The 13695-nt window shown below is 72.0% G+C and carries 16 protein-coding genes; 6 read left to right on the plus strand and 10 right to left on the minus strand.

The features are described 5' to 3' along the window. Window positions 1-62: 62 nt before the first annotated feature. Window positions 63-473 carry an ATP-binding protein gene (locus GTY67_RS01630; protein WP_093694222.1) on the plus strand — a complete coding sequence of 137 codons (411 nt, stop codon included), beginning with the start codon at window positions 63-65 and terminating at the stop codon, window positions 471-473. A gap of 67 nt (window positions 474-540) precedes the next feature. On the opposite strand, the gene GTY67_RS01635 is transcribed toward GTY67_RS01630, so the two are convergent. Further along, window positions 541-1254 carry a ribonuclease H gene (locus GTY67_RS01635; RefSeq protein WP_161277525.1) on the minus strand — a complete coding sequence of 238 codons (714 nt, stop codon included), beginning with the start codon at window positions 1252-1254 and terminating at the stop codon, window positions 541-543. Window positions 1255-1364: 110 nt separating this feature from the next. Next, complete coding sequence (locus GTY67_RS01640; protein ID WP_161277526.1) at window positions 1365-2159, minus strand: SDR family oxidoreductase; 795 nt, start codon at window positions 2157-2159, stop codon at window positions 1365-1367. A 207-nt stretch (window positions 2160-2366) separates the two neighbouring features. Here GTY67_RS01640 and GTY67_RS01645 point away from each other — a divergent pair, with 207 nt between their 5' ends. Continuing rightward, window positions 2367-4256, plus strand: coding sequence for an ABC transporter ATP-binding protein (locus tag GTY67_RS01645; protein WP_161277527.1), 1890 nt, complete (start codon window positions 2367-2369; stop codon window positions 4254-4256). 25 nt (window positions 4257-4281) lie between these two features. Here the strand turns inward: GTY67_RS01645 and GTY67_RS01650 are convergent, their stop codons facing one another. Then, window positions 4282-4542: a hypothetical protein gene (locus tag GTY67_RS01650; RefSeq protein WP_076966994.1), complete on the minus strand. Its 261-nt coding sequence runs from the start codon at window positions 4540-4542 to the stop codon at window positions 4282-4284. Between the two features lie 163 nt (window positions 4543-4705). Between GTY67_RS01650 and GTY67_RS01655 the strand changes: the two genes are divergently transcribed. The 3 genes from GTY67_RS01655 (at window position 4706) to GTY67_RS01665 (ending at window position 8083) form a co-directional block, all read left to right on the plus strand. Next, a complete protein-coding gene (locus GTY67_RS01655) occupies window positions 4706-5383 on the plus strand; it encodes a class I SAM-dependent methyltransferase (protein WP_161277528.1) in 678 nt (225 codons plus the stop codon). A gap of 560 nt (window positions 5384-5943) precedes the next feature. Beyond that, window positions 5944-7413: a SulP family inorganic anion transporter gene (locus tag GTY67_RS01660; RefSeq protein WP_093694216.1), complete on the plus strand. Its 1470-nt coding sequence runs from the start codon at window positions 5944-5946 to the stop codon at window positions 7411-7413. Window positions 7414-7594: 181 nt separating this feature from the next. Beyond that, the gene (locus tag GTY67_RS01665) at window positions 7595-8083 is read left to right on the plus strand and encodes a carbonic anhydrase (RefSeq protein ID WP_093694215.1); all 489 of its coding nucleotides are present in this window, start codon (window positions 7595-7597) and stop codon (window positions 8081-8083) included. A 55-nt stretch (window positions 8084-8138) separates the two neighbouring features. Here GTY67_RS01665 and GTY67_RS01670 read toward each other — a convergent pair whose 3' ends face one another. The 3 genes from GTY67_RS01670 to GTY67_RS01680 form a co-directional block, all read right to left on the minus strand. Then, complete coding sequence (locus GTY67_RS01670; RefSeq protein WP_237502539.1) at window positions 8139-8573, minus strand: DUF2267 domain-containing protein; 435 nt, start codon at window positions 8571-8573, stop codon at window positions 8139-8141. Window positions 8574-8671: 98 nt separating this feature from the next. Further along, complete coding sequence (locus GTY67_RS01675) at window positions 8672-9067, minus strand: DUF2267 domain-containing protein (protein ID WP_093694213.1); 396 nt, start codon at window positions 9065-9067, stop codon at window positions 8672-8674. A gap of 108 nt (window positions 9068-9175) precedes the next feature. After that, entirely contained in the window at window positions 9176-9607 is a 432-nt protein-coding gene (locus GTY67_RS01680; protein WP_093694212.1) for an Hsp20/alpha crystallin family protein, read from the minus strand. Window positions 9608-9735: 128 nt separating this feature from the next. Here GTY67_RS01680 and GTY67_RS01685 point away from each other — a divergent pair, with 128 nt between their 5' ends. Next, a complete protein-coding gene (locus GTY67_RS01685; protein ID WP_093694211.1) occupies window positions 9736-10401 on the plus strand; it encodes an HSP18 transcriptional regulator in 666 nt (221 codons plus the stop codon). Window positions 10402-10456: 55 nt separating this feature from the next. On the opposite strand, the gene GTY67_RS01690 is transcribed toward GTY67_RS01685, so the two are convergent. From GTY67_RS01690 to GTY67_RS01705, 4 genes are all read right to left on the minus strand, one after another. Continuing rightward, window positions 10457-11242, minus strand: a complete 786-nt coding sequence (locus tag GTY67_RS01690; RefSeq protein ID WP_161277529.1) for an SAM-dependent methyltransferase — start codon at window positions 11240-11242, stop codon at window positions 10457-10459. A 122-nt stretch (window positions 11243-11364) separates the two neighbouring features. Further along, on the minus strand, window positions 11365-12294 hold the full coding sequence (locus GTY67_RS01695) for an oxidoreductase (protein ID WP_093694209.1): 930 nt from the start codon (window positions 12292-12294) through the stop codon (window positions 11365-11367). A 39-nt stretch (window positions 12295-12333) separates the two neighbouring features. Beyond that, window positions 12334-12807, minus strand: coding sequence for a carboxymuconolactone decarboxylase family protein (locus GTY67_RS01700; RefSeq protein ID WP_161277530.1), 474 nt, complete (start codon window positions 12805-12807; stop codon window positions 12334-12336). A 57-nt stretch (window positions 12808-12864) separates the two neighbouring features. After that, window positions 12865-13694, minus strand: a protein-coding gene (locus GTY67_RS01705; RefSeq protein ID WP_246570322.1) for an IS5 family transposase whose coding sequence is annotated in 2 segments (ribosomal slippage) — window positions 12865-13355 and window positions 13355-13694 — 831 coding nt in all. Because the reading frame shifts where the segments join, the coding sequence is not laid out codon by codon here. Window position 13695: the final 1 nt, after the last annotated feature.

Raw genomic sequence — 13695 nt, forward strand, 5'->3', positions numbered from 1 at the left:
GCGCGGAACGCGCTCCGGAAGGCGGGGGAGTCAGAGGTGCACACAGCTGGTGGGTCCCCCGGTTGCCCGGGGGCGTTCCCGAAGCCCGTCACCGGGTGCAGGAGGCGATGCACGCGTGGGGAGAACCCGCGGAACGCATCGAGGCGGCGGCCCTGATAGTGACCGAACTGGTCACCAACGCCGTACAGCACACCAGCACCCGCCGGATCCGCTGTCGGCTTCTCCGCTCGGCCGAGGGGGTGCGGATCTGCGTGTGGAACCGCGGCCGCGCCCGTATCCCGGCGCCGGCGTCCCCGGCCGACTCCGCCGGGCTGCCCGTCGAGGCGGCTCCACCGGCGGACGGCCCCGACGGCGACGATTCACTCGACTGCCTGACCGAGGACGGCAGAGGCCTCCTTCTCGTGGACGCCCTGGCGGCCCGGTGGGGTACGCGCGCGGCGCTGGCCGGCCGGCTCGTCTGGGCCGACGTCTGATGCTCCCCTCGTGATCAGGGGCCGGGACTCCCCCCGTACGACGAGGAGGCGGGCCTCCCCCAGGTGATCAGGCGGGGGCGGTACGGCACTCCGGGTGACCCCAGCCGTTCGGGTTCTTCGCGATCGACTCCTTGGCCGCGTACGTCTTCCCGCAGTGGCACCGCCCTGCGAACCGCGCCTTGATCGTGCCGTTGGACCGCCCCGCCCGGGACGCGCCCCCCGCACTCTTCGCCTTCGCCTCACCCGCGCTGCCGCCCGCCTCCGTACGCCCCTTCGTGGAGCGCGCCTGGGCGGGTACGGGCAGGGCGGTCGCCCCGTGCGCCGTACCGGCCGGGCGCTGCGCCACCGCCGCCTCGCTGGCGGCCTGGTCGGCGAGCGCGTTGAGCGGGTCGCCGTCCACCTGGTGGGCGGGCACGTAGCGGAACGTCACCGTACGGGCGGTGAGCAGCGCGTCGATGCGGGTGACCAGCTCCCGGTTGGCGACCGGCTTGCCCGCCGAGGTCTTCCATCCGTTGCGCTTCCAGCCGGGCAGCCACTTGGTCACGGCGTTCATGGCGTACTGCGAGTCCATCCGCACCTCGACGCGGACCGCCGGGTCGGTGGACTCCAGCAGTTCGGCCAGTGCGGTGAGTTCGGCGACGTTGTTCGTCGCGGTGCCCAGCGGGCCCGCCTCCCAGCGCTCGGGGGTGCCCTGCGCGTCGGCGACGACCCAGGCCCAGGCGGCCGGTCCGGGGTTTCCCTTGGACGCCCCGTCACACGCGGCGATGATGCTCTCGTTCATCCCTCGATCATGCCAGCCCCGCATGACCGCCCGGACCGCCGGCCGAGGCGCGCTCCGGGCATGATCGAACCTCAGGACACGCCCCAGCCGCCTCAGGACACGATCCACCCTCAGGGCACGATCGAGTCGACGTATCCGCCGTCGACCCGTACCGCCGCCCCGGTCGTCGCCGACGCCTGGGCGGAGCTGAGGTAGACCACCAGGTTGGCGATCTCCTCGGGCTCGATGAGCCGCTGGAGCAGCGACTGCGGGCGGTGCAGCCGCATGAACTCACGCTGCGCCTCCTCCCAGGGCAGGTCCTTGTCGACGAGTTCGTGGACGAAGTCCTCGACCCCGCCGGTGTGGGTGGGCCCGGCGATCACGGAGTTCACCGTCACGCCCGTCCCGGCCGCCTCCTTGGCGAAGCCGCGGGAGACGGCGAGGAGCGCGGTCTTGGACATGCCGTAGTGGATCATCTCGGCGGGGATGACGATCGCGGAGTCGCTGGCGATGTTCAGCACCCGGCCCCACCCCTGTCCGGTCATCGACGGCAGGTAGTGGCGGATGAGCCGCACCGCGCTGAGCACATTGGTGTCGAAGTACGTACGCCATTCCTCGTCGGTGATCTCCAGGGCCGGGCGGGAGCCGAAGATGCCGAGGTTGTTGACGAGGACGTCGGTCCGCGGGACGGCCGCGTACAGCTCGGCGGCGCCCTCCTCCGTGGTCAGGTCGCAGGCCACCGTCGTGACGGCCGCCCCCGCCACCTCGGCGCGCAGTGAGCGCGCCGCCTCCTCCAGCCGTTCCCGGCCGCGCCCGGTCAGGACGACCTCGGCGCCGGCCGCCGCCAGTCCGGTGGCGATGGCGAGGCCGATGCCCTGCGAGGATCCGGTCACCACCGCGTTCTTGCCCGTCAGTTCGATGCGCACGCCGCTTCTCCCCTTGCTCGCTCTGATCGTTTCCCTCTGCCTGTCAGCCGGTTGCCCCCGGGGCCGCCGTATGCACCCCCAGATTCGCACCGGCCCACGGCCGGCGCCCGGCGGAGTGCGGCACACCCTGTTGACCTCAACCAAACTTGAGGTCCTAGCGTTCTCAGCAGTCCGCACACCCAGGTCAGCAGAGTTCGGAGCGCCCCCATGGACATGGAAGTCACCGCATGGACATCGCTGCACAGCGCGATGAACGCCGAGCAGGACCGGCGGCCCTTCTCCAAGGCGACGCTACGCCGCATCCTGGTCTTCGCCCGGCCCCACAGGGGCCGTATCAACCGGTTCCTCCTGCTCAGCACCGTCACCGCGCTGCTCGCGGTGGCCACCCCGGTCCTCGCGGGGCGGGTCGTCGACGCCATCGTGCGGGGCGCGGACTCCGGGACGGTCACCCGGCTCGCCCTGCTGATCGCCCTGATCGCGGTCGCCGAGGCCGGGCTCGGGCTGCTCACCCGATGGCTGTCGGCCAACCTCGGTGAGGGGCTGATCCTCGATCTGCGGACGGCGGTCTTCGACCATGTGCAGCGGATGCCGGTCGCCTTCTTCACCCGCACCCGGACCGGCGCCCTGGTCAGCCGCCTCAACAACGATGTGATCGGCGCCCAGCGCGCGTTCAGCAACACGCTCTCCGGTGTCGTCTCCAACCTCGTCACCCTGCTGCTGACGCTCGCCGTGATGCTCACGATCTCCTGGCAGATCACGCTGCTCTCGCTGGTCCTGCTCCCGGTGTTCGTCGTCCCGGCCCGCCGGATGGGGGCCAGGATGGCCGGGCTCCAGCGGGAGGCGGCCAACCACAACGCCTCGATGGGCACCCAGATGACCGAGCGGTTCTCCGCCCCCGGCGCCACCCTCGTCAAGCTCTTCGGCCGCCCGTCGCTGGAGTCCGCCGAGTTCGCCGAGCGGGCCCGCCGGGTGCGGGACATCGGGGTCCGCTCCGCCATGGCCCAGTCCGTGTTCATCACCGCGCTCACCCTGGTCTCCGCCCTCGCGCTCGCCCTGGTCTACGGGCTCGGCGGCTACTACGCGCTGCGCGGCACGCTGGAGCCGGGGGCCGTGGTCTCCCTCGCCCTGCTGCTGACCCGGCTGTACGCCCCGCTGACCGCTCTGGCCGGGGCCCGGGTCGAGGTGATGAGCGCGCTCGTCAGCTTCGAGCGGGTCTTCGAGGTGCTGGACCTCAAGCCGCTGATCGCCCAGAAGCCGGACGCCCGTCAGGTGCCGGAGGGTCAGGTGTCGGTCGAGTTCGACAAGGTCTCCTTCGGCTACCCGTCCGCGGAGAAGGTCTCCCTCGCCTCGCTGGAGGAGGTCGCGACGCTGGACAACCGGGGCGGCACCCCGGTCCTGCACGAGGTCTCCTTCCGCGCCGAACCGGGCCGGATGATCGCCCTGGTGGGCTCGTCGGGCGCGGGCAAGTCGACCATCGCGCAGCTGTTGCCGAGGCTGTACGACGCGGACTCCGGTTCCGTACGGCTGAACGGGATCGACGTACGCGACCTGAGCGCCGACTCCATCCGCGACACCCTGGGCATGGTCACGCAGGACGGGCACCTCTTCCACGAGTCCGTACGCGCCAATCTGCTGCTCGCCCGGCCCGACGCCTCCGAGGACGACATCTGGGACGCGCTGCGCCGCGCCCGGCTGGAGGGGCTGATCGCCTCGCTGCCGGAGGGTCTGGACACGGTGGTCGGCGAGCGCGGGTACCGGCTCTCCGGCGGTGAGCGTCAGCGCCTCACCATCGCCCGGCTGCTGCTGGCCCGTCAGCGGGTCGTCATCCTCGACGAGGCGACCGCGCACCTCGACTCCACCTCCGAGGCCGCCGTCCAGGAGGCCTTGGCCGAGGCGCTGGAGGGGCGGACCGCCGTGGTGATCGCCCACCGGCTCTCCACCGTACGGGCGGCCGACCAGATCCTGGTCGTCGAGGCGGGCCGGATCGTGGAGCGCGGCACCCACGGCGAACTGCTCGCGGCCGGGGGACGTTACGAGGAGCTGTACCGCACCCAGTTCGACCGGCCGTCGGCGGACGAGGCCCAGCCGGTCGGCTGAACCGGTCGGCCGAGCCAGGCGCCCGTCAGCGGCGGACGAGGCGGAGACGCTCCGTGGTGCGCAGGCGCCGCAGGGCGTCCCCGCCGCAGCTGCGCCACTGCTTCGGCGAGACCCGGGGGCGGTTGGTGCCGTTGGTGACGAGCGCGTTCACCGAGGTCATCGGGTCCGCCGCCATGGACTTGGCGAGCAGCACACCGACCACCAGCGGCAGCAGCGTGACCGCCAGGGCGGTACCTGCGGTGGTGACGTGCTGGATGCGGGGGCGGCGCTGCGCTGCGGAGTCCATGGCCTCATTCGAACAGCGCCCGGACGGCGGAACATCGGGGCAGGTACTCAGCGGTGGCGGCCGCGCATACTCAGAGGCGCGTACGGGGACGCTGGGGACGCGGCCCCGGACCGCGGGGCCACGGCCGCGGAGCGGCCGCCGGACCAGCGGAAGGACCACGCCGATGAGCGAGCACCAGGGACAGCCGGCGGAGCGCCCGGACGGGGCCCCGAGCGAGGCCCACGGCCTCGCCGCCGCGACGGTGTTCGACGCGCTGGGGGCCGAGTACGAGCGGGCGTTCGCCGGTTCGGCCGCCCACCACGCCTCGCTGGACCGGCTCCTTGAGCACCTCGCGCCGGGCAGCCGGGTCCTGGACGTGGGCAGCGGTACGGGTGTCCCGACCGCGCGGCGGCTGGCCGGGGCGGGACACCGGGTGGTGGGCGTCGACGTCTCCCCGGTGATGACCGCCCTGGCGGCGCGGCAGGTGCCGGAGGCCGAGTTCCGGTGCGCCGACATCCGGGAGCTTGCGTGGGCGGACGGGGAGTTCGACGCCGTCTGCGTCTACTTCTCGCTGCTCCAGCTGTCGCGCGGGGAGCAGCGGGAGCTGCTGGGGCGGCTGGCGAGGGCGGTGAAGCCGGGCGGCCGGCTGGTGGTGGCCACCGTGCCGGTGGACGTGGCGGACGTGAGCGCCGTCTTCATGGGGCAGCCGGTGGTGGTGTCGAGTTTCGGCGAGGAGGAGTTCGCCTCCGTGGTGGCCGGGGCGGGGTTCGCGGTGGAGGAGCGGCACAGCGTGCTGTTCACCCCGGATCACCCGGCGGGCGCACCCGAGCCGCACCTCTTCCTGCACGGCCGTCGCAGCTGACGCCCCTGCCCCAAAGCCTTTCGCAATCACAAAGAACAAGCCGAATGAATGACAAGAATGGCGCATTCGCGTTCCTTCACAAGAAGGTAATGCGATAGCAAAGTTCTGGTCTATATGCTGAGCTGTAGTCGTATCCGTCCGGGCGCCGACCGCGCGTCCGGACGGGCCGAATGTTCGGGAGAACACGAGGTGGAACACACCCTCACTTCCGAACATTCATACGGATAGAGACAGCGCATTCGTCAATATGACCCGACCACACCGCTCCCCGGCCCCGCCGGATGCAGGAGGCAGGCCACCCATGAAGTCCCTTGCCGTATCCGCCCGGACTTTCACCGAGCACGACACCGCGAACGCAAAGGAGGCCGGGCTCCCCACACACGCCCGGCCCCCGAGACCTTTCCGCGTGAGCCGCGGCGTAGTGCACCCCGGCTCCATCAGCGTTCACCGGCCGGAGAACGGCCCGTCGTGCGGCCGCCTCTGACGGCTTCCCGCCCCCCACCCGTCCGCGCCCCGGCCCCGCCGGGGCGCGGACCTCACCCTCAAGGGAATCGTCACCCGTGATCTCCGTGAAGGAACTCAAGAACCCCCACGTCGTACGACGTGACCTGCTGGCCTCACTCGTCGTCTTCCTGGTCGCCCTCCCCCTCTGCGTCGGCGTCGCCGTCGCCTCCGGCGTACCCGCCGAACTCGGCCTGGTCACCGGCATCGTCGGCGGCCTGGTCGTCGGCATGCTGCCGGGCAGCAAGCTCCAGGTCAGCGGACCCGCCGCCGGCCTCACCGTTCTGGTCTACGAGGCGGTCACGGAGTTCGGCCTCGCCACCCTCGGGCCGATCGTCCTGGCCGCCGGTCTGCTCCAGGTGGTGCTGGGCGTGGCGCGCTTCGGCCGCTGGTTCCGCGCCATCTCCGTCTCCGTGGTGCAGGGCATGCTCGCGGGCATCGGTCTGGTCATCGTGCTGGGCCAGCTGTACGCCATGGCCGACACCGAACAGCCGGGCACCGCCCTCGCCAAGCTGGCCGGGCTCCCGGGCCTCGCCGTCGAGATCGTCACGAACAACGAGGCCATGACCGCCTTCGGCCTCGGCGCCGGGACCGTGGCCGTCCTGCTCCTCTGGCCGAAGCTCCCCGCCGCCGTACGGATCGTGCCCGCGCCGCTCGCCGCGGTCGGCCTGGCCACCGCCGTCGCCGCCCTCGCCGGGCTGCGGCCGCTGGTGGCCGATGTGAACGGGCTGCTGCACGCCATCGACCTCCCGGGCGCGGCGGAATTCGGCAACCTGGCCAACGTGGCCGTGATCGGTACGGTCCTCGCCTTCGCCCTCATCGCCTCGGCCGAGAGCCTGTTCAGCGCGGCGGCCATCGACCGGATGCACGACGGCCCCCGTACGGACTACGACAAGGAGCTGGTCGCGCAGGGCGTGGGCAACACGATCTGCGGGGCGCTCGGCGCACTCCCGATGACCGCCGTCATCGTCCGCAGCGCGGCCAACGTCCAGGCCGGGGCCACCACCGCGCTCTCCCGGGTCGCCCACGGGCTGTGGCTGCTGCTCTTCGCGGCGCTGCTCCCCGCCGCCATCGGCATCATCCCGCTCGCCTCGCTCGCCGGGATCCTGGTGCACGCCGGGTGCAAGCTGGTGCCCGTGAAGGAGTTCGGCCCGCTGTGGCGTGAACACCGGGGTGAGGCCGTGCTGTTGGCGGTCACCGCGCTGGCCATCGTGGTGACCAACCTCTTCGAGGGTGTGGTGCTGGGTCTGCTGCTGGCCGTGGTCAAGTCGGCCTGGGAGACCTCCCACGTACAGCTCTCCACCCGCGAACTCACCGGCGGCCGGGTCGTGGTGACCCTCACGGGCAACGCGACCTTCCTCCGACTGCCGCGCATCCTGGAGCAGTTGGAGAAGCTGCCGCAGGATCAGCCCATAGAGCTGGACCTCAGCGGCCTGCGCCATCTCGACCACGCCTGCCGGGTGGCGCTGGAGAACTGGGCGCGCCGGCACAACGACGCGGAGACCGACCCGGTGACGATCCGCCGGTAGCCGGGGATCCTGCTCCTGGTGGGGCGGATACGTCCCACCAGGAGCAGGACCGGAACGTGCGTACGAAATGGAGTGATGCGGGCGCGTTGCGGTCTCATGGCGGGCCCGGCGACAGGCTTCCGCCCTGCCCGCAGGGCTGCGTAGGTTCGGGGCTCCCCCGCGCCGAGCACCTGGAGCAGCCATGAGCGTGACCGAAGAGTTCCTCGCCCACAACGAGGTGTACGCGTCGACGTTCGACGGTCCCCTTCCGCTTCCCCCCGCCCGCCGGACGGCCGTCGTCGCCTGCATGGACGCACGGCTGAACCCGTACGGCATCCTCGGTCTCGCCGAGGGCGACGCGCATGTCATCAGGAACGCGGGAGGCGTGGTCACCGAGGATGTGGTGCGGTCCCTGGCGATCAGTCAGCGGCTGCTGGGCACGCGGGAGATCGTGCTGATCCACCACACCGACTGCGGCATGGTGACCTTCTCCGACGACGCCTTCCGCCAGGGCATCGAGAAGGAGACCGGTATCCGGCCGCCGTGGTCCGCCGAGGCGTTCCCGGACGCGGCCGACGACGTACGGCAGTCCCTGCGGCGGGTGACGAGCAGTCCGTTCATCCCGCACACCGGCCAGGTCCGCGGCTTCGTCCTCGACGTCGCCACCGGCCGCCTCGACGAGGTCGTCTGACGGCCGGTGGGGCTGCCGCCGCCCATGGCGCCGGCCGCGGACCGGGCCGGTGCGCTCACGCCGCCGTGGTGAGCTGTGCGCGGCCGAAGAGCAGGGCGTAGCCGGTCGGCAGGGACTCGATGATCCGGGTGACCAGGGCCGGATCCATCAGCGCGCCGACCGCGGCCAGGACGGTGCCCGCGTCCCAGCGGGCGGTCGCCGCCGTGCCACCGGTCCGCGCGGCCAGGTCGTCCACGAAACGGGCGGCCGGGGCCGGGGTGATACCGGGCGCTTCGGAGGTGAACACCAGGGCGGCTTCCCTGGGGAGCGCGGCGGCGAAGGCGACCCGCTCCTCGCCGGTGATCTGGGCCCCGAGCCCGCCCAGTACGGCGCGGAGGGCTTCCTCGGCCCGCTCCCGGGTGGGGTAGGCGCCCTCGTATCTGATCTTCTCCAGCAGCCGGTCGAACGTCATGGCCTTCGGGGCGGCGATGGTCCGAGGCTCAGGAATCATGGCGGCGGCAGCCCTTCTCGTCGTCGTGCGGGTGTCGGTTGTCTCTGGCTTCTTCTCCAAAAGCGCCGCCGTACACCCCCTGGGGGGTATTCGACGGGTCACAGGGGCTGCGGATGGCCGAAAAGGAGGTCATACCCCGTCGGCAGCTGGAGCAGGATGCGGCGCAGCAGCTCCTCGCCGGCCGCGTCGGCGGCGACGCTGAGGACGGCCCCTACGTCCCACATCGCCGTTCGTTCGGTGGCGCCCTCGATCCAGGCCGCCGTGGCGCGGACGAACCGCTCGGGCGAGAGCGGTTCGGCGGCCTGGAGCGGGTTGAGCAGGATAAGCGCCATGGTCTCCGGGAGCCGGGCGGCGAGCTCGGCCCGCTCCCGGCCCACCAGGTGGGCGCCGAGAAGGGCCAGCACGACGCGTGCGGCGCGCTCGGCCTCTTCCCGGGTGTCGTACGTGCCGCGTTCCTGGACCCGGTCCAGGAACGCTTCCCATCGCAGGGTCACGGTGACCGCTCCCTCGGGTTGTCCCCCCTGGGGCGGGGACGGAGACCGGGCCGGGAGGGGGAGAAGGGGAGATCCGGCCCGGCCCCCGTCACGGACGGGCGTACCGGTTCAGCCCTTGATCTGCTTGCGCGAGGAGCCGCCGCCGATGGAGATCTTGCGGGGCTTGGCCCGCTCGGCGATCGGGATGCGCAGGGTCAGTACACCCGCGTCGTAGGCGGCGTCGATGCGCTCGGTGTCCAGCGTGTCCGCCAGGACGATCTGGCGGGAGAACACGCCCAGCGGACGTTCGGAGAGCTCCATCTGCACGTCGTCCGTGTTGACGGCCGGCCGGCGCTCGGCCCGGACGGTCAGCATGTTGCGCTCGACGTCGATGTCGATCGCGTCCGGCGAGACGCCGGGAAGATCGAAGGCCACCACGTAGTCCTCGCCCTCGCGGTACGCGTCCATCGGCATCGCCGAGGGCCGCGACCAGGTGCCGGGGCGCAGGATCTGCTCGGTGATCCGGTCGAGTTCACGGAAGGGGTCGGTACGCATGAGCATTGCGGAAACACCTCCAGTCGGTCGGGCGGTAGCCCGCGCGTTTCACCTGAATCCGTTGTAGCATGTCATCCATTCGATGACAAATGAAATGTCACCGGAAGGACGACAACCACGACGGAGGAGCCACCGTGCCAGCAGCGGAGCAGCCCGATCCGGACGCCGTATCCCTCCTCGCCGCCGCAGCGGCCCTGGGGGTCATCGACGACGCGGTCCGTGGGGCCAGGGCCGCCACGGCGGACCAGCCCGACGGTTCGGCGGCCGATCCCGACCGAGCCCAGGCGCTGGCCTCGCTCCAGCTGCTGCGGGAGGTCCGGGAGCGGCTCGCGGGGTGGGAGACCGGGCTGATCGAGGCGGCCCGTGCGGCGGGGGCCAGCTGGGCCGACCTGGCGGACCCGCTCGGGGTGGCCAGTCGGCAGGCGGCCGAGCGGCGCTATCTGCGGCTGCGCCCCGGCTCCCTGGGGTCCACCGGGGAGCAGCGGGTCAAGGCCACCCGGGACCGCCGGGCCGCCGACCGGACCATCACCACCTGGGCCCGGGAGAACGCGGCGGACCTGCGCTCGCTCGCCGGCCAGGTCACCGCCCTCACCGGCCTCCCCTCCCCCGCCGACTCCCCGCTGGACCACCTGCGCCGGGCCCTCGCCGCCGACGACGCCGCGCTCCTGGTCGCCCCTCTTGCGGCGGTCCGGCCTCATCTTCCGCCGGGCCAGGGCCAGTTGGCCGACCGGATCGACTCGCTCACCCGCCGCACCGGAGAGCTGCGCGAGGACACCGCGGCCCGGCGGCAGAACAACTGAGCGGCGGAGGGCTCCGGGAGCCCTCCGCCGCTCAGCACGCTCTCCCGCTCACCGCCTACGGCTTGCGGGCCACCAGCCCCCACTGGTCGACCAGCACCGGGTCGTTCTCCTCGGGACGCCACAGCGCGATCGACAGGAAGCCCGGCTCGATGATCTCCAGGCCCTCGGCGCAGCCGGTGATCTCCTCCGGCTCCCGGACCAGGTACGGCGGGTTCTCGCCGGAGTCGTACGCCTCCTGCGCGGCCAGCGTCTGCGGGGTCTTCACCGTGTCGCAGAGCACCAGATAGCTGCCCGACGGCATCCGGGCCATGTACCGCTGGACGACATCGATGCCATCGGCCGGGGTGAGGTGCCCCAGCGTCGAGAGCAGGAGGACGGCGACGGGCTGGGAGAGGTCGAGGGTCTTCGCCGCCTCGTCCACCACCGCGTCCGTGTCGGACAGGTCGGCGTCGACGTACTCCGTCCGGCCCTCCGGGGCGCTGGTCAGCAGGGCATGGGCGTGGGCGAGGACGATGGGGTCGTTGTCCACGTAGACGATCCGCGCGTCGGGCGCGATGCTCTGCGCCACCTCGTGGGTGCTGTTCGCCACCGGCAGGCCGGTGCCCACGTCCAGGAACTGACGGACGCCCAGCGAGGCGAGGTGCCGGATCGCGCGGGCCTGGAACGCGCGGGAGGCGCGCGCGATGTCGACCATCTGCGGGTAGGCCGCGCTCACCGCGTCGGCGAGCTCGCGGTCCACGGGGTAGTTGTCCTTGCCACCCAGCCAGGCGTTCCACACCCTCGCCGAGTGCGGGACGTCGGAGCGGATCCTGCGGCGGAACTCAACGTCGTCGACGCTCATGTCTCTCCTCTACTCACTGTCCGTGCAAGGCCGTTGACCGCATAACCGCCGGTGAGAGCCTTGAGCTGACCGTACATCGCCATCTGCGCGTACGCAGCGGCGCGTCGGCATATTCCGCGTGCTCATACCAGGCCGGCATCCAGCCCGGTCAGCCGCGCCGACTCCTCCCACAGCGCCCGCGCCGTCTCCATGTCCCGCGCCCGCGCGGACCTGCGGGCCGGGCCCGGGGCTCCGCGCGTCTCGCCCAGGTGGCGGGGGCCGTAGTACGAGGCGCCGGGCGCGTCCGGAAGCGTCGCCGCGTACAGCGTGGGCAGGGCGCCGGCGGAGGCGGGCTGGGTGTAGATCCGCGAGGCCCGCTCCAGCTTGGCCGCCCAGTTCCGGCCGGACAGCTTCGGGCCCGCCTGCCCCAGCTCCGTCGCGGCGAGGCCGGGGTGCGCGGCGAGGGCGAGGAGGTCGCGGCCGGAGGCGCGGGCGCGCCGGTCGAGTTCGGCGGTGAAGAGCAGGTTGGCCAGCTTGGACTGCGCGTAGGCGCCCCACTTGCTGTAGCCGCGTTCGGCGTTGAGATCGTCGAGGTCGATGCGGCCGATGCGGTGGCCGAGCGAGGAGAGCGTCACCACCCGGGCCGGTCCCGCCACTCCGAGCAGCGGCAGCAGCCGGAGGGTCAGGGCGAAGTGGCCGAGGTGGTTGGTGCCGAACTGCATCTCGAAGCCGTCCGCCGTGCGCAGGAGCGGCAGGGCCATCACTCCGGCGTTGTTCACCAGCAGGTCGAGGCGGCCGTCGACCTCCTTCGCGATGGTGTCGGCCGCCTCGCTGACGGAGGCCAGGTCCGCCAGGTCGAGGCGGACGAGCCGGGTGTCGGAGCGCGGTGCGGCGCGGCGGACGGCCTCCAGTGCCCGTCGGCCCCGCTCGGGGTCGCGGCAGGCGAGGACCGTGCGGGCGCCGGAACGGGCGAGGGCGAGCGCGGTGACGGCCCCGATGCCGCTGTTGGCGCCGGTGACCACGGCGGTCCTGCCGGAGAGGTCGGGCATGTCGTGGAGATTCCAGGAGTGCATGCCGCACACCTCCCCGGCGGGGGCCGGGTCACACACCGGTCAGCCGAACTGGCCCACCTTGTAGTCGCCCGCCGGCTGCTGGACGATCACGTTCAGCCGGTTGAAGGCGTTGATGAGGGCGATCAGGGAGACGAGCGCGACGAGCTGGTCCTCGTCGTAGTGCTCGGCGGCCCGGGCCCAGACCTCGTCCGGGACCCCGCCGGCGGCGTCGGCGATACGGGTGCCCTGCTCGGTCAGCTCCAGGGCGGCGCGCTCGGCGTCGGTGAAGACCGTGGCCTCCCGCCACACCGCGACCAGATTGAGGCGCAGGGACGTCTCACCGGCGGCCTCGGCCTCCTTGATGTGCATGTCGGTGCAGAACCCGCAGCCGTTGATCTGACTGGCCCGGATCTTCACCAGCTCCTGTGTCGTGGTGGACAGCCCCGTCTCCGAGACCGCCCGGCCCGCCGCCGTCAGGTGCTTGAGGATCGTGGCCGTGGTCGGGCTGCCGAGGACGTTCAAACGGGCGTTCATCTTTTCGGCTCCTTCGCCGTTGTCGGTCGCTACACCCCTAGGTCCTGTCGTCAAATGTCACGCCCACATCAGGAGTGACGCGAGCGTGACGGCCGCTTCGTAGGACTGGGCGGTTTTGTCGTAGCGGGTGGCGATGCCGCGCCACTGCTTCAGGCGGTTGAAGCACCGTTCCACGACGTTGCGGTGCTTGTAGGCCTCGCGGTCGAAGGCCGGCGGGCGGCCACCGCGACTGCCCCGCCTGGCCCGGTTGCCGACCTGGTCGGCACGCTCGGGAATCGTGTGAGGGATGCCGCGGCGGCGAAGCCAGGCGCGGATCGCTTTCGAGCTGTAGCCCTTGTCGCCCAGGACGTGATCGGGCCGGGTGCGGGGTCGCCCCGGTCCGATCCGGGGCACCCGGATCGCTTCCATCACGGCGGTGAACCGGGTGCAGTCGTTGGTGTTGCCGCCCGTGACGACGAAGCCGAGCGGACGGCCTCTGCCGTCACAGGCAAGATGAATCTTGCTGGTCAGGCCGCCCCTGGACCGCCCGAGGGCCGGGTCGCGGAGCCCCCTTTTCGAGCCCCCGCCCCATGCTGGTGGGCCCGGACGATCGTGGAATCGACCGACACCAGCCACTCGATGTCGCCCGCCGCGTCCGCTTTCGCCTGGGCGGCCCGCAGCATTCGGTCGAACGTTCCGTCCGCCGCCCACCTGCGGAAACGGGTATGCAGCGTGGCCCACGGACCATAGCGCTCGGGCACGTCCCGCCAGGCCGTCCCGGTCCGGAACTTCCACACGATCCCGTTCAGGACCCTGCGGTCGTCCAGCCGCTTCCGCCCCCGCAACGACACGGGCAGCAACGGCCGGACGAACTCCCACTCAGCATCGGACAGTTCATGGCGACGTATC

This window comes from Streptomyces sp. SID8374 (assembly GCF_009865135.1).
Lineage (GTDB): Bacteria > Actinomycetota > Actinomycetes > Streptomycetales > Streptomycetaceae > Streptomyces.

Bases quoted from the DNA above. Each gene is read 5' to 3' on its own strand.
- GTY67_RS01645 (WP_161277527.1), top strand. From the start codon at position 2,367: ATGGACATGGAAGTCACCGCATGGACATCGCTGCACAGCGCGATGAAC.
- GTY67_RS01650 (WP_076966994.1), bottom strand. From the start codon at position 4,542: ATGGACTCCGCAGCGCAGCGCCGCCCCCGCATCCAGCACGTCACCACC.
- GTY67_RS01680 (WP_093694212.1), bottom strand. From the start codon at position 9,607: ATGCTCATGCGTACCGACCCCTTCCGTGAACTCGACCGGATCACCGAG.
- GTY67_RS01665 (WP_093694215.1), top strand. From the start codon at position 7,595: ATGAGCGTGACCGAAGAGTTCCTCGCCCACAACGAGGTGTACGCGTCG.
- GTY67_RS01655 (WP_161277528.1), top strand. From the start codon at position 4,706: ATGAGCGAGCACCAGGGACAGCCGGCGGAGCGCCCGGACGGGGCCCCG.
- GTY67_RS01695 (WP_093694209.1), bottom strand. From the start codon at position 12,294: ATGCACTCCTGGAATCTCCACGACATGCCCGACCTCTCCGGCAGGACC.
- GTY67_RS01670 (WP_237502539.1), bottom strand. From the start codon at position 8,573: ATGATTCCTGAGCCTCGGACCATCGCCGCCCCGAAGGCCATGACGTTC.
- GTY67_RS01690 (WP_161277529.1), bottom strand. From the start codon at position 11,242: ATGAGCGTCGACGACGTTGAGTTCCGCCGCAGGATCCGCTCCGACGTC.
- GTY67_RS01635 (WP_161277525.1), bottom strand. From the start codon at position 1,254: ATGAACGAGAGCATCATCGCCGCGTGTGACGGGGCGTCCAAGGGAAAC.
- GTY67_RS01700 (WP_161277530.1), bottom strand. From the start codon at position 12,807: ATGAACGCCCGTTTGAACGTCCTCGGCAGCCCGACCACGGCCACGATC.